This window comes from Vibrio sp. V38_P2S17PM301, assembly GCF_009904845.1.
Classification (GTDB): Bacteria; Pseudomonadota; Gammaproteobacteria; order Enterobacterales; family Vibrionaceae; genus Vibrio; species Vibrio proteolyticus.
Genome location: NZ_WXWO01000070.1, coordinates 20,805 through 35,509 on the forward strand (window position 1 = coordinate 20,805; position 14,705 = coordinate 35,509).

11 protein-coding genes and 1 pseudogene are annotated in these 14,705 nt (G+C 51.5%); 5 read left to right on the forward strand and 7 right to left on the reverse strand.

Annotated elements, in window-relative coordinates:
• Positions 1-20: 20 nt before the first annotated feature.
• Genes pstB through CAG64_RS15300 form a run of 3 tightly spaced genes read right to left on the reverse strand, consistent with a single transcriptional unit; the run spans position 21 to position 4,719 of the window.
• On the reverse strand, positions 21-839 hold the full coding sequence (pstB, locus tag CAG64_RS15290; protein ID WP_021706581.1) for a phosphate ABC transporter ATP-binding protein PstB: 819 nt from the start codon (positions 837-839) through the stop codon (positions 21-23).
• A gap of 2 nt (positions 840-841) precedes the next feature.
• Positions 842-2,488 (reverse strand): phosphate ABC transporter permease PstA, encoded by a 1,647-nt coding sequence (gene pstA / locus CAG64_RS15295; protein WP_161457245.1) that lies wholly within the window; start codon positions 2,486-2,488, stop codon positions 842-844.
• 35 nt (positions 2,489-2,523) lie between these two features.
• Positions 2,524-4,719, reverse strand: a complete 2,196-nt coding sequence (locus tag CAG64_RS15300; protein WP_161457244.1) for an ABC transporter permease subunit — start codon at positions 4,717-4,719, stop codon at positions 2,524-2,526.
• Between the two features lie 202 nt (positions 4,720-4,921).
• On the opposite strand from CAG64_RS15300, the gene ppk1 reads away from it, so the two are divergent.
• Positions 4,922-7,024, forward strand: a complete 2,103-nt coding sequence (gene ppk1 / locus CAG64_RS15305) for a polyphosphate kinase 1 (RefSeq protein WP_161457243.1) — start codon at positions 4,922-4,924, stop codon at positions 7,022-7,024.
• A complete protein-coding gene (gene ppx / locus CAG64_RS15310) occupies positions 7,008-8,507 on the forward strand; it encodes an exopolyphosphatase (RefSeq protein ID WP_161457242.1) in 1,500 nt (499 codons plus the stop codon). The genes ppk1 and ppx overlap by 17 nt, the downstream gene beginning before the upstream one ends.
• 26 nt (positions 8,508-8,533) lie before the next feature.
• Here the strand turns inward: ppx and CAG64_RS15315 are convergent, their stop codons facing one another.
• Genes CAG64_RS15315 through phoB form a run of 3 tightly spaced genes read right to left on the reverse strand, consistent with a single transcriptional unit; the run spans position 8,534 to position 11,507 of the window.
• A complete protein-coding gene (locus CAG64_RS15315; RefSeq protein ID WP_443084067.1) occupies positions 8,534-9,499 on the reverse strand; it encodes a PstS family phosphate ABC transporter substrate-binding protein in 966 nt (321 codons plus the stop codon).
• Positions 9,499-10,797 (reverse strand): phosphate regulon sensor histidine kinase PhoR, encoded by a 1,299-nt coding sequence (phoR, locus tag CAG64_RS15320; RefSeq protein WP_161452766.1) that lies wholly within the window; start codon positions 10,795-10,797, stop codon positions 9,499-9,501. Before phoR ends, CAG64_RS15315 begins: the two co-directional genes overlap by 1 nt.
• A gap of 20 nt (positions 10,798-10,817) precedes the next feature.
• Entirely contained in the window at positions 10,818-11,507 is a 690-nt protein-coding gene (gene phoB, locus CAG64_RS15325) for a phosphate regulon transcriptional regulator PhoB (RefSeq protein ID WP_021706574.1), read from the reverse strand.
• Between the two features lie 179 nt (positions 11,508-11,686).
• Here phoB and rdgC point away from each other — a divergent pair, with 179 nt between their 5' ends.
• From rdgC to CAG64_RS15340, 3 genes are all read left to right on the forward strand, one after another.
• On the forward strand, positions 11,687-12,601 hold the full coding sequence (rdgC, locus tag CAG64_RS15330) for a recombination-associated protein RdgC (protein ID WP_161457241.1): 915 nt from the start codon (positions 11,687-11,689) through the stop codon (positions 12,599-12,601).
• A 168-nt stretch (positions 12,602-12,769) separates the two neighbouring features.
• Complete coding sequence (gene trhP / locus CAG64_RS15335) at positions 12,770-14,170, forward strand: prephenate-dependent tRNA uridine(34) hydroxylase TrhP (RefSeq protein ID WP_021706572.1); 1,401 nt, start codon at positions 12,770-12,772, stop codon at positions 14,168-14,170.
• A 2-nt stretch (positions 14,171-14,172) separates the two neighbouring features.
• Complete coding sequence (locus CAG64_RS15340; protein WP_021706571.1) at positions 14,173-14,427, forward strand: YfhL family 4Fe-4S dicluster ferredoxin; 255 nt, start codon at positions 14,173-14,175, stop codon at positions 14,425-14,427.
• A gap of 109 nt (positions 14,428-14,536) precedes the next feature.
• Here CAG64_RS15340 and CAG64_RS15345 read toward each other — a convergent pair.
• Positions 14,537-14,705 (reverse strand): annotated as a pseudogene (locus tag CAG64_RS15345) (IS200/IS605 family transposase); the annotation flags it as partial.

Consider the following 14,705-nt stretch of genomic DNA (forward strand, 5'->3'; position numbering starts at 1 on the left):
ACCTCACCAATGTAAATCGCTTAACCGTAACGACCGGTAATATAGTCTTCGGTCTGCTTTTTCATCGGCGAGGTAAAGATGGAGTCGGTATCCGAATATTCCACCAGTTTACCCATATGAATAAACGCCGTGTGATCACTGACTCGGGCCGCCTGTTGCATGTTGTGCGTGACGATCACCACGGTATATTTGGTTTTGAGATCATTGATAAGCTCTTCGATCGTCAGAGTCGAGATCGGATCCAGGGCCGAAGTAGGCTCATCCAGCAGCAGCACTTCCGGTTCAATCGCAATCGCCCGGGCTATCACCAGACGCTGTTGCTGGCCACCGGACAAGCCAAACGCATTCTCGTTGAGTCGATCTTTCACTTCCTCCCACAATGCAGCAGCACGCAGTGAACGTTCAACGGCGTCATCAAGAGTACGACTGTTGCGGATGCCCTGCAGACGCAGCCCGTACACCACGTTTTCATAAATCGATTTCGGGAATGGATTCGGGCGCTGGAAGACCATTCCGACCCGGCGGCGCAAGGTGGCGACATCCACGGTCGGATGATAGACATTTTTGCCGTGCAGTTTGACTTTACCTTCGACCCGACACCCTTCGACCAGATCATTCATACGGTTAATGCAGCGCAGCAAGGTCGATTTCCCGCAGCCGGAGGGGCCGATGAAAGCCGTCACCTGCCCTTTCGGAATGCGCATGGAGATGTCACTCAACGCCTGAGCGCTCTGGTAGAACAAGCTCAACTGCTCAATCGCGATGGCCGTCTGCTCATCACTGAGGTTGTTGACGTCGATCGGGGGCTGATACCCGAGGGTTTGATTGACTGAAAACATGCTTAATCTTGTCCCAATGTTCGGTATTTTTCCCGCAAATTATTGCGGATGCTGATCGCCGTCAGATTCAGACCGACAATCACGGTGACCAGTAAAAATGAGGTTGCGTACACCAGTGGACGCGCCGCTTCAATATTGGTGGTCTGGAAACCGACGTCATAAATATGAAAACCGAGATGCATGAACTTACGTTCGAGATGCAAAAACGGAAACTGACTGTCGACTGGCAGGCTGGAAGCCAGCTTGACCGCCCCCACCAGCATCAATGGGGCAACCTCGCCTGCAGCGCGCGCCACGGCCAGCACCAAGCCGGTAATGATGGCCGGACTCGCCATCGGTAATACGATACGCCATAGCGTTTCAAACTGAGTCGCGCCGAGGGCCAGTGAGCCATGACGTACTGACACCGGAATCCGGGTCAGACCCTCTTCAGTGGCCACAATCACCACCGGCAGCGTCAGGACCGCCAGCGTTAACGCAGACCACAGCAGCCCCGGCGTGCCAAACGTCGGTGCGGGCAAACGCTCGGAGTAAAACAGCGCATCGATCGACCCACCTAAGGTATAGACAAAAAAGCCCAGCCCAAACACCCCGTAAACTATGGACGGCACACCCGCCAGATTGATAACCGCGACGCGAATCACCCGAGTAAACCAATTATTTTTCGCATATTCATGCAGATACACCGCAGCCAGAACCCCAAGCGGCATCACGATGATCGACATGATGATCACCAGTAGTACGGTGCCAAATATCGCCGGAAACACCCCCCCCTCGGAGTTGGACTCCCGCGGATCATCGGCGAGAAACTTCCACATCTGCTTGCCCCACTGCGCGACTTTCGCCAGCAGGTGCATGTCATTGGGATACCAGAGATCAAGAATGTCGCTCAATGGAATCACATGCCGTTCACCCGTCATGTCTTCCACAACCAATGCGTCATGATTGAGCTGACTGCGCAGGCCGTCCAGCTTGGCTTCTGCGGTCTGCAATTGCGCCTTAAATTGTGCCTGACGCTGCTCATACTGAGTCTGGTAGGCCGCATCGAGGCGGTGATTCAACTCTCGGCGACGATGCTCCAGGCGCAGCTTTTCACTCAAGCCACTGATGATGCGAATTTCTTTGGCTATCACCCGTTCAATTGCTTCACGCAGCTGCTGCGCTTTGTCCAGCCCAAGTTCAATCCGCTCCGAGATATCGCTGCTTTCGCTGACTCCGGCGCTCACGTACGCCACCGGTTTAGCAAAAAAGTTACCGCTGCGGGTACGTTCGACCACCGCCCAGCCGGACGGCTGACGGCGCGACGCAATATCCACATCCAGTACGGAAATAAAATCGGCCGGAAATACATCGCGGTTGGCCACTTTGATGCTGAGTCGATCGACCAGCCCCTCTTCAATCACCGATGATGGCAGGTGCTTTTTCATCTCCACCAAGTGATTCACCGGCACGGATTCGCGGGCATACAACTGCCCGACCATAGTACTGCCTGAGGTGGTTTTCCATTCATACAAGGGAGCCGGCCAGAAATAGGACAAGCCCTTCCAGCCGATCAGCAGCAACAGGCCGAGTACTGACAACAGGCTGGCACTGACCGCCCCGCCAGTCAGCCATACCCATGGCGTGCCACTTCTTAGCCAGTTAAACACGGCCGGCCCCGCTAAGTTCAAAATCGAATGTTAGGTTACAGCGCACGGTACTTATCTCTTAATCGTTGTCTTACCCATTCCGCCAGAGAGTTGGCAGCAAACGTGAACATCAGCAAAATCAGCGCCGCGAGGAACAGAATCCGGAAATGCGAGCTGCCCACTTCGGACTCGGGCATTTCAACCGCAATGGTGGCGGATAGCGTGCGCATGCCTTCGAGAATGTTCCAATCCATAATGGGGGTGTTTCCGGTCGCCATCAGCACAATCATGGTTTCTCCCACAGCACGGCCCAGCCCCATCATGACGGCTGAGAAAATCCCCGGGCTGGCGGTCAGTAACACCACATGAATCAACGTCTGCCAGGGCGTAGCACCCAGGGCGAGCGAGCCGTCAGACAAGTGCTTGGGCACAGAGAAAATCGCATCTTCTGCGATGGTAAAAATGGTCGGTATCACCGCAAATCCCATCGCAAAGCCCACCACCAGCGCGTTACGCTGATCATAGTCGATGCCATGGCTGGCGAGAAATACGCGAATGTCACCGTGAAACAACCCGTCTTCCAACTGGGCGCTGTTGAGCATCAGCAGTGTAGTCAGGACCACCAGCACGGGCATCAGAATCAACACATGCCAGCCATTAGGTAAACGCCCCGTCCATCGGGTCGGAAGCAGTTGATATACCGCCCCGACCACCACCGTGGCCAGCGGCAGAAAAACCAGCAGAACGAACACTGCCGTCAGGTGTGTTTCGACAATGGGTGCAAACCAGAGCCCAGCCAGAAAACCAATGATCACGGTTGGTAACGCTTCCATCAGTTCGACCGTCGGTTTAACCACACGACGCAAACGGGGGGACATAAAATACGCCGTGTATATTGCACCGAGAATGGCAATCGGCACCGCAAACAACATCGCGTAAGCGGCCGCTTTCAGGGTACCAAACGCGATCGGTATCAGGCTGAACTTGGCTTCAAAATCATCACTGGCAGAGGTGGTCTGCCACACATATTGCGGCTCAGGATAACTTTCATACCAGACTTTCTGCCACAACGAAGATAACGAAATTTCCGGATAGCCGTTGTCGACTTTTGCAACGCTCAACAGCCCATCGAGATACGTGAGTAAAAAACGTTCATTGTTCGACATCGCCGCCAGTTGCGGTGCCTGAGTGTAGGCGCGATCAAACAACACCAGCTTTTCACTGGTCGTATAATGACTCTGCACCGTCCCGTTCAGATAAAAACTGTAGAAGCCCTTACGATAGGTATCCGGCAGCAACAATTTCAACTGTGACGCGAGTTTGAACGAGCGGATCTGGGTAAGATGACGCTGTTGATCTTTGAAAACATCGAACCACTGTGTGACGAGGCCATCTTTATGCGTCACCAATAACGAGTACGCGCCGGACAGCAGTGTCACATCCGTTACGCCATGGCGGGTGGCTCCGTCGCTCAGATCCACCACTTCGCGCACCGCATACCCGCTCTGGTGACGCCGGGCCACCACCAGTTCCGAACCGGTGCGCAGATACAGCGTTTGGCCATCCGGTGTCAGCAACATCTGATCCAGGCCGATGAATGGGGTTGGAAAAACAAACTGATGGATCCGTTGCTGAGCATCCAGCCATTTGACCGCCACACTGTAGTCATCAAAATACCCGGCCGCGGTCGGTGTTCGGCCAGACACGCCAAACACAAACTGCTTGAGTTGTTGGCTGCCAAACGTCAGTGTCAGTTTATCGGCCTGAGGATAACGTACAACTTTCGGTGATGGTGATTGCCCTGACGGACTGTTCAGCCCGGCGGGTTGTGGTTTGAATATCGTCAGATGACCTTGCGAAGTGGCGGCGGCAAGCCACCCTGAAGAGGGCAGGCCACGGGCGAACAGACTCCCTGGCTGCGCGACCTGTTCAGAATATTGCGCCGCGCTGGCAGGCGACGTCATTGCCCAGAAATCAAGTTGTCCTTCAGCGGATAAGGTATACGCCAGTTCACCACTGTCATCCAAACCGATGAATACGGGATCGCTGATCGAGATCGATGTTTGAGCCTGGTTGGGATGAATTTTGGCGTCGGAAAACAGAGGCAACACGATCATCGCCAGATAGATAAAGATCAACACCAGCGCCGCCAATACACTGACGCCACCAAAAGACACGGCCGCACGAACCAGGCGATCTTTCACCAATCGCTTTCTGTCGCGTTCCTGCAATGAAAATTCGGCCTTTGCCATGTCTTCCTCTATCATTTATACGCTGGTGTCATATTATTTCGTTTAGGTGACATTTATATTACAGATCGCATTAAACAACTGAAATCCATACAACAATAAAGTTTGGTCTATTTTGAAATAAAATTGTCATATTTACTCACTAAGTTGCTTAACAAGTTGCGTTTTTAGTCAATAATGGCTGCTTGGGGTTGGAAAGGTAAAGATGAGTGCTGAGAAACTGTATATTGAAAAAGAGTTGAGTTGGTTGTCATTTAACGAGCGGGTGCTGCAAGAAGCCGCTGATAAATCCGTCCCATTGATCGAGCGCATCCGCTTTCTGGGTATTTTTTCCAACAACCTGGATGAGTTTTATAAAGTTCGCTTTTCCGACGTCAAGCGTCGCATTTTGATCAACCAGGATCGCGGCGTCAACGACAACTCCAAACACCTGCTGACCAAAATGCAAAACAAGGCCCTCAAACTCAACCAACGTTTCGATGAGTTATACGGTGAGCTGATCATGGAAATGGCCCGCCGGCGGATCTTCCTGGTAAATGAAACCCAACTCAACGAAACCCAACAAAAGTGGATCCGAAAATACTTCCGTAATGAAGTCTTGCCTCACCTCACTCCGCTGCTGATCAGTGACGAAATTGATGTGCTTGAGTTTCTCAAAGACGAATATGCCTATATTGCCGTCGAGTTGCGGAAGGGAGAAAACAGACAATACGCACTGCTGGAAATTCCAACCGATCACTTGCCACGCTTTGTCATGGTACCAGAGCAAAAAGGTAAACGGCGCAAGACCATCATTCTGCTGGATAATATTATCCGTCATTGTTTCGATGACATATTTCAGGGCTTTTTTGAATACGACGAGCTCAACGGTTACGCCATGAAGATGACCCGGGATGCGGAATACGATCTGAGTAATGAGGTGGAACACAGCCTGCTGGAGCAGATGTCCGAAGGCCTGGCGCAACGCCTGAGTGCCATGCCGGTGCGTTTTGTCTACGAGACGGACATGCCCGAAGCCATGTTGAGCCTGCTTTGCAACAAGCTGCAAATTTCCAACTACGACAGTCTGATCCCAGGGGGGCGCTACCATAATTTTAAGGATTTTATCGGCTTTCCGAATGTTGGTCGTGATTATCTGGAAAACCGGCCACTGCCGCCGATGAAATGTGCCGATTTTGACGGCTACGCCAATAAATTCGACGCCATCCGCGCGCAGGACATTTTGCTCTATTACCCTTATCACACCTTTGAGCACATCACCGAACTGGTGCGCCAGGCGTCGTTCGATCCCAAAGTATTGAGCATCAAAATCAACATCTACCGGGTAGCCAAAGATTCACGTTTGATGAATTCACTCATCGACGCGGTACACAACGGCAAAAGCGTGACGGTGGTGGTGGAGCTTCAGGCCCGGTTCGACGAAGAAGCCAATATTGAATGGTCACGCGTCCTGACCGAAGCCGGCGTCCATGTCGTGTTTGGTGCACCAGGGTTAAAAATTCACTCCAAACTGCTGCTGATCACCCGTCGCGAAGACGAAGAGTTGGTGAGTTATGCTCATATCGGCACGGGTAACTTCCATGAAAAAACCGCGCGGCTTTACACCGACTTCTCCCTGCTGACCGCCGATCCTGAATTAACCAATGAAGTACGCAATGTGTTTGGTTACATTGAAAACCCTTACCGGCCAGTGCGCTTCAACCACCTGTTGGTGTCGCCGCGCAATGCCCGTAAGCAGCTCTACCGACTGATCGACGCCGAAACCGCTAACGCTCGCGCTGGCAAAAAGGCCGCCATTACCCTCAAAGTGAATAATTTGGTCGATAAAGGACTGGTGAACAAGCTCTATGGCGCCAGTGCATCCGGCGTGGAGATCAACATGATCATCCGCGGTATGTGCTCTCTGGTCCCAGGCGTGGAGGGGGTCAGTGATAACATTAAAATCATCAGCATTGTCGATCGCTTCCTCGAACACCCCAGAGTGCTCATCACCCACAATGACGGTGACCCGCTGGTGTACATTTCCTCAGCAGACTGGATGACCCGCAACATCGATCATCGCATTGAGGTCGCAGCGCCTATTCGTGACCCACGCCTGAAACAACGCATTATTGACATCATTGACATTCATTTCACTGATACTGTAAAAGCGCGTTGGATAGACAAAGAGATGAGCAATACTTACGTACCGCGCGGAAATCGCAAAAAAGTCCGTTCGCAAATTGCCATCTATGACTATCTTAAAAATGTAGAAAAGCAGACTAAAAAACGTAGAGAGCAGTTAAACACGAATGAATCACCCCACTGATACCCGAGATATCGCAGCGATAGACCTCGGCTCCAACAGCTTCCACATGGTGGTCGCCAAGGTCGTCGGCCAGGATCTGCAGCTGATAAGCCGCCACAAACAGCGTGTCCGTATGGCGTCAGGCCTGGATGGGCAGAAAAACCTCGACCACGCCGCGATCGAACGCGGTCTGGAGTGTCTGGCTATGTTCGCCGAGCGATTGCAGGGGTTCAGCCCGGAAAATGTTCGTATTGCGGCCACGCACACTCTGCGTCAAGCCAACAACGCTCACATCTTTCTCCAGCGGGCGCTTGAGGTTCTGCCCTTCCCCATCGAAATCATTCCGGGTGAAGAAGAGGCGCGTCTGATCTATCAAGGCGTCGCCCATACTCAGCCCGAGTCCGATTCAAAATTGGTGATTGATATTGGAGGAGGCAGCACCGAGCTGGTGATCGGCAAAGGCTTTGCGGCCGATCTGGTCAACAGTAAACAGATGGGGTGCGTTAGTTACACAGATCGCTACTTTGCCAACGGCAAACTGTCGAAAAAGAACTTTGCCAAAGCCACTCTCGCAGCGGAGCAAAAACTCGAGTCGATCTCCTCACGCTATCGTAAAAAAGGCTGGGACATTGCACTTGGGTCATCGGGCACGATCAAAGCGATCCGAGAAGTGCTGATCGGCCTTGGTTACGATGATGGTTTTATCAACGCCAAACGGCTGGAAAAGCTGATAGAAAAGCTGTGTGAGTGGCACACCATCGACGACATCACCCTGTCAGGTTTAACCGACGAACGTAAACCAGTGTTTGCTGCAGGTGTGGCGATTTTACACGCTATTTTTCTGGCCCTGCGGATTGAAGAGATGCACTTTTCTGAAGGCGCTTTGCGTGAAGGCCTGCTGTATGAAATGGAAGATCGTTTTAAGCGCCTCGATATCCGGATGCGCACCACCGAAGCGCTGGCACAAAAACACAACGTCGATTTAGAGCACGCCGCTAAAGTCAAAGGTCAGGCACGTGAATTTCTCGATCAAGTGGCTGATGCACTAGGCATGGGCAAGCAGTCAGAGCTGTTTGATTTACTCGAATGGAGTGCCTTATTGCATGAGGTCGGGCTGAGTATCAGCCTACAGGGAGTACACCGTCATTCGGCTTACATCCTGCGCCATACCAACATGCCGGGGTTCAACCATGAACAGCAACTGGTGATGGCCATGCTGGCACGCTTTCATCGTAAAGCGCTTAAACTCAATGATCTCGAAGATTTTACCCTGTTTAAGAAAAAACACATCATCAGCCTGATCCGGATTTTGCGCCTGGCGATCCTGCTGAATGGTCAGCGCAGCGACGATCCACTCCCTGAACTGAGGCTGAGCGTCGACGATGACAGCTGGACTCTCACCTGCCCAGACGAGCACTGGCTGGAAAACAATAAGCTGCTGGATGCCGATTTACAGTCTGAGCAAGAGTACTGGCGATCGGCGGGCTGGGAGCTGCGCTTTTAAAAAAATGCTGGCCTTGCCAGCATTTTTTATTCGATGCCTAACTTCTTCAGCTCCTGCTGCGCCACTTCCGGCGAAATGGGCATATACCCGTCTTTCACCACAATCGCCTGTCCTTGTTGAGAATAGATAAAACGAACAAACTCGCGTTGCAGAGGGGACAAGGGCTTGTGCGGTTCTTTGTTGATGTACACATACAGGTAACGAGACAGCGGATAGTCGCCACTGAGAATATTCTGCTGCGTTGGTGCCACATAGTCCGTGCCATCCCGGCTGATTGACAGCAGTTTCACGCCCGAGACCCGGTACCCGACACCAGAATAGCCAATCGCATTGATGGATGACGCCACCGACTGAACCACAGAGGCCGAGCCTGGCTGCTCATTGACGTTGTTCTTAAAATCCCCCCCACACAAGGCATTTTGCTTGAAATAGCCGTACGTGCCGGAAACCGAATTGCGTCCAAACATTTGAATCCCACGTTTGGCCCATTCATATTCCAGCCCGAGTTGAGACCAGGTCGTAATTGGACGGGTTTCACCGCAGCGTAATGTAGAAGAGAAAATCGCGTCTAACTGACGAAAGTTCAATCCTTGCACTGGATTATCGCGTTGGACAAACACGCCGATGGCATCAATCGCCACCCGCAGCGCGGTTGGACGATAGCCACGTGCGCGTTCAAACGACTCGATTTCTCGGTTACGCATCGGCCGGCTCATGGGACCAAACTGAGCGGTGCCTTCGGTCAATGCCGGAGGGGCTGTAGAGGACCCAGATGCCTGCACCTGACCATTCACATTGGGATAAAGACGCTTGAACTCTTCAACCCAAAGCGTCATCATCCCCGCCAATGTATCCGAGCCGACCGATGACAGGCTGCCTGAGATACCCGGCGTTTTGATATAAGGCGTTAACGTCACCGGCTGCTGGGCCTCAATTGGCGCGCTCAAGAGCGTCAACACCACGGCGGCGCCTGTCATAAAGCGTGTGTACATCATTTCACTATCAACCGGCTAGGCAGGATAAACGAGAACTTACTGCCAACACCGACCTCACTGTGAATATCCAGATGTGAATCGTGATGACTGAGTGCGTGCTTAACGATCGCCAGACCCAGGCCGCTGCCTCCGGTATCCCGCGAGCGCGCTTTGTCGACCCGATAGAAGCGCTCGGTCAGGCGATGAATGTGCTGCGGCTCTATGCCTTCGCCACTGTCTTCCACCTCCAGACAAGCCCCCTGAGCAGTCTGGAACCAGCGTACATTGATCTCGGCGCCCGCTGGGGTGTATTTGACCGCATTGTACACCAGATTGGAAATGGCACTGCGAAGCTGATCGTCATCGCCAAGTACCCGCAAGCTGCTGTCGACATCAAAATGCAGCCGGTGCGCGTGATCACCGCTTAAACTAAGCGCTTCTTTTTCCAATACCTGGAGCATCTCCGGCACATTGACCACTTCGTCTAACTCGTGCATTGGCGCCGCCTCGATTTTTGACAGGGTCAGTAACTGATTGACCAAACTGTTCATCCGGTTGAGCTGTTCGGTCATGACACCGTGTGCTTTACTCCACATCGGGCCAACAACCATGTCCGGATCTTCGGTCATTTCAAGATAGCCTTGCAGTACCGTCATCGGTGTACGCAATTCATGAGAGACGTTGGCAAAGAAGTTGCGGCGCATGCCTTCCAACTGTTTCAATTGGGTGACATCACGCACGACCATCAAGTGTTCGCCTTCGGTATACGGTACGATACGCAGTTCTAACATACGTTCCACGTTAAGGGGGGAGCGCATCTCCAATGGCTCTGCGAAATCTTTCTTTCCGAGGTATTTGATAAAATCTGGGGTACGGATGAGATTCGAAATCGGTTGTCCGGCATCATCCGGCCAACGAAAGCCCAACAGATGCTGAGCCAGGCGGTTGCACCAGACAATATTACCTTCGTCGCGAAACACCACCACCGCGTCCGGCAGCGATTCCGCTCCGTTACGAAAGCGGCGAATCAAATTGGTCAGTTCTTTTCGCTTGCGACGCTGACGCTGCTGCAGTCGGTAAATACCGTTAAACAGGTATTCCCAGTTTCCCGATCCCGACGGAGGCGTCAGCCGCTTTTCGTCCCACAGCCACGCCGAGAGACGCATCTGATTGTGCAGATGCCATACAAGCTGCAAAGCCGTAGCTGCCAACAGCAGCCACGGCATATAGCCAAAAATCCACCCGACGATGAGCCAGGGGGAGTAAAAAAAAGCCAGCTCCCATGCCAGCTTTTTCCAGGTTAATCGTTCAACCATTCAATTCCTTAGCCACAACCTTATGCTTTCGTAGAGAAACGGTAGCCGGCGCCACGGACGGTCTGGATCAGTTTGTCGTGACCAGCCACTTCCAGCGCTTTGCGCAGACGACGGATATGCACATCGACCGTGCGATCTTCTACATACACATTGGTCCCCCAGACGTTATTCAACAGTTGCTCACGGCTGTAAACACGTTCCTGGTGAGTCATAAAGAAATGCAGCATCTTAAACTCTGTCGGGCCCATATCGAGCGGGGTGTCATTCGCGGTGACGCGGTGTGATACCGGATCCAACTTCAGTCCCTGAACATCAATTACGTCTTCCAATGCCGTGGGGGTCACGCGGCGAATAACCGCTTTGAGGCGTGCGACCAGCTCTTTGGGTGAGAAAGGTTTGGTAATGTAATCATCCGCGCCCACTTCCAGGCCCCGGACTTTGTCTTCTTCTTCACCACGTGCCGTCAGCATCACCACCGGTATGTTGCGGGTCAGCTCTTCGCGCTTCATGTGTTTGATAAAGTTGATGCCGCTGCCGCCAGGCAACATCCAGTCAAGCAGCACTAAATCAGGGAAGGGTTCAGCCAATTTGTTTACCGCAGTGTCGTAGTCCTCGGCTTCCACTGCTTGGTAACCTTTTTGTTCAAGTACGAAGCACAGCATCTCACGAATCGGCGCTTCGTCTTCAACAACCAGAATCCTTCTAGACATAATTGAGTAACCTTTGTGTTTAATCGACGCTATGCATTATCAAGATCAATTATGACACTTTTGTGACCTTTGCAAACAAATTTTCATATAAGTTTCGTATCAAATTCATTGTGATAACTTAAGACAAGCGGCGCAAAATTGCCTAAAATTGGCAGTCACTTTCAGGTAAGAGAAAAAGTATGTGGTTTAAAAACTGTTTAGTGTATCGCTTTAATCGCGATATCGAATTCAATGCTGACCAACTGGAAACACAGCTGGCTGAGTTCCGTTTCACACCATGTGGTAGTCAAGATAAACAGAAATTCGGCTGGGTAACCGCAATGGGCAAACACGGCGATATGATGACTCACGTGTCGGACAACCGCATCCTGATCTGTGCCAAAAAAGAAGAAAAAATGCTGCCGGCTTCGGTGATAAAAGAATCACTTAACGCCAAAGTGGACGCGATGGAAGTCGAGGAAGGTCGTCCGCTGAAAAAGAAAGAAAAAGACAACCTGAAAGAAGACATCATCATTGATCTTCTGCCGCGCGCATTTAGCCGCAGCCAACTGACCTTTGTTCTGATCATGCCTCAAGGGGGCTTTATTCTGGTTGATGCCAGCAGCTATAAAAAAGCCGAAGATGTTCTGGCGCTGCTGCGTAAAACCATGGGTAGCTTACCCGTCGTCCCAGCAATTCCAGACGCTCCTGTGGAAAACACCCTGACCGAATGGGTGAAAAATGGTGATGCACCACAAGGATTCAGCATGCTTGACGAAGCGGAGCTGAAATCTGCCATGGAAGATGGCGGCGTGATCCGCTGTAAAAAACAAGAACTGACAGCCGATGAGATCCAAAGCCACATCGACGCCAATAAACTGGTGACTAAACTGGCTCTGAGCTGGCAAGAACGTCTCGAGTTTATTCTGGCCGATGACGGCAGCATCAAGCGCCTGAAATTTTCCGATGAACTGAAAGATCAGAATGAAGATATTCCACGCGAAGACGCAGGAGCACGTTTTGATGCCGATTTTTCACTGATGTGCGGTGAAATGAGTGCGTTTCTGCCTAACCTCTATGACGCACTGGGTGGCTTACCTCATCCGAATGCGTAATAGCAATGCTGACATATCAGGCTCCCGACTCGGGGGCCTTTTTTATACCCGGACTTTTACTAGTGATATTTTCCTAGTCAAGGATCACGTTTTCACGTAAAATTTGCGCCCCCTGATTCCATAAGGTGGAATCAGCCTGACTTGAGATCAGATTAAGAGAAAGAAGCAATGACAACTGAAACACCATTCGTTCCTGAACTGCTGTCACCAGCAGGCAGCCTGAAAAATATGCGCTATGCATTTGCTTATGGCGCAGATGCCGTGTACGCCGGTCAACCTCGTTATAGCCTGCGCGTACGCAACAACGAGTTCAATCACGAAAACCTCAAAATCGGCATCGATGAAGCCCACGAGCAAGGTAAGAAATTCTATGTGGTCTGTAATATTCAGCCACACAACTCGAAATTGAAAACCTTTATTCGTGACCTGAAACCCGTTGTTGAGATGGGCCCGGACGCTCTGATCATGTCTGATCCAGGCTTAATCATGATGGTTCGTGAAGCCTTCCCAGAGATGGCAATTCATCTCTCAGTGCAAGCCAACGCAGTCAACTGGGCAACCGTCAAGTTCTGGGCCGCCAATGGCGTTGAACGTGTGATTGTGTCTCGCGAATTGTCTCTGGAAGAAATCGAAGAGATCCGAGAACACTGTCCGGAGACCGAATTAGAAGTGTTCGTGCACGGCGCTCTGTGTATGGCCTATTCCGGCCGTTGCCTGTTGTCTGGCTACATCAATAAACGCGACCCAAACCAGGGCACTTGCACCAACGCATGCCGCTGGGAGTATAAGGTCGAAAAAGGCAAAGAAGACGACTCTGGCCAGATCGTCGAAGAATTCGATCCCAATGCAGCTCAATCCATTGAAGTGCAGGATGAACGTCCGGAAACCACCATTGGCCGTGGTAAGCCGATAGACGATGTAGTGCTGCTGTCTGAAAGCCACCGTCCGGAAGAAAAAATGGCGGCGTTTGAGGATGAGCACGGAACTTATATCATGAACTCCAAAGATCTGCGCGCAATTCAGCACGTTGAACGCCTGACCAAAATGGGGGTCCACTCTCTTAAGATTGAGGGGCGGACCAAATCGTTCTACTACTGTGCGCGCACCGCGCAGGTGTACCGCAAAGCAATCGATGATGCCGTTGCCGGTAAACCGTTTGACGAGAGCCTGATGAGTACACTGGAAAGTCTGGCACACCGTGGTTATACCGAAGGCTTCCTACGCCGTCATACCCATGATGCCTATCAGAACTACGATTACGGCTATTCCGTTTCAGATGCTCAGCAGTTTGTCGGAGAGTTCACAGGCAAGCGTCGCGGTGACATGGTGGAAGTGGAAGTCAAAAACAAGTTTTTGATTGGCGACAGCCTGGAGTTGATGACTCCAAAAGGCAATGTCGTCTTTACCCTTGAAGCGATGGAAAACCGCAAAGGACAAGCCATTGACGATGCGAAAGGCAACGGCCACTTTGTCTACATTCCGGTTCCAGAAGACATGGACCTGAACTATGGTCTGCTGATGCGTAACCTCAATTCTGGCCAAGATACTCGCAATCCAACAGGTAACTAACGATGGCTCTGCTGATCACGGATAAATGCATTAACTGTGACATGTGCGACCCAGAGTGTCCCAATGGTGCCATTTCGATGGGCGAATCCATTTTCGAGATTGACCCGGCTCTGTGTACCGAATGTAAAGGGCATTATGAGAAGCCGACCTGTCAGTCCGTATGCCCAATTACAAAATGCATCATCACTGATCCGAATCACATTGAAACAGAAGAACAGCTGTTAGAGAAATTTGTGATCATTCAGGGACTCGCCTAGAAAAAAAAAGTATCCACCGGCATAGCCGGTGGTTTTTCATATGCGCCTATAAGGCTCTCCTACTGGCAGCGCCCTAGCAGGCGCGTAGTGATCTGACATTTGCATATGACTATTTCCTGCGGCCCGTAAACGGGCTACCTGAATACGGGATCGACAATTGCTCTCCCATTTTATCCTGTTCTAGTTGGTGCTTTATGTAACTTTGTATCTTGCCGGTGTTTTTTCCTACCGTATCGACATAATACCCTCGACACCAAAATTCTCGATTCCTGTACTTG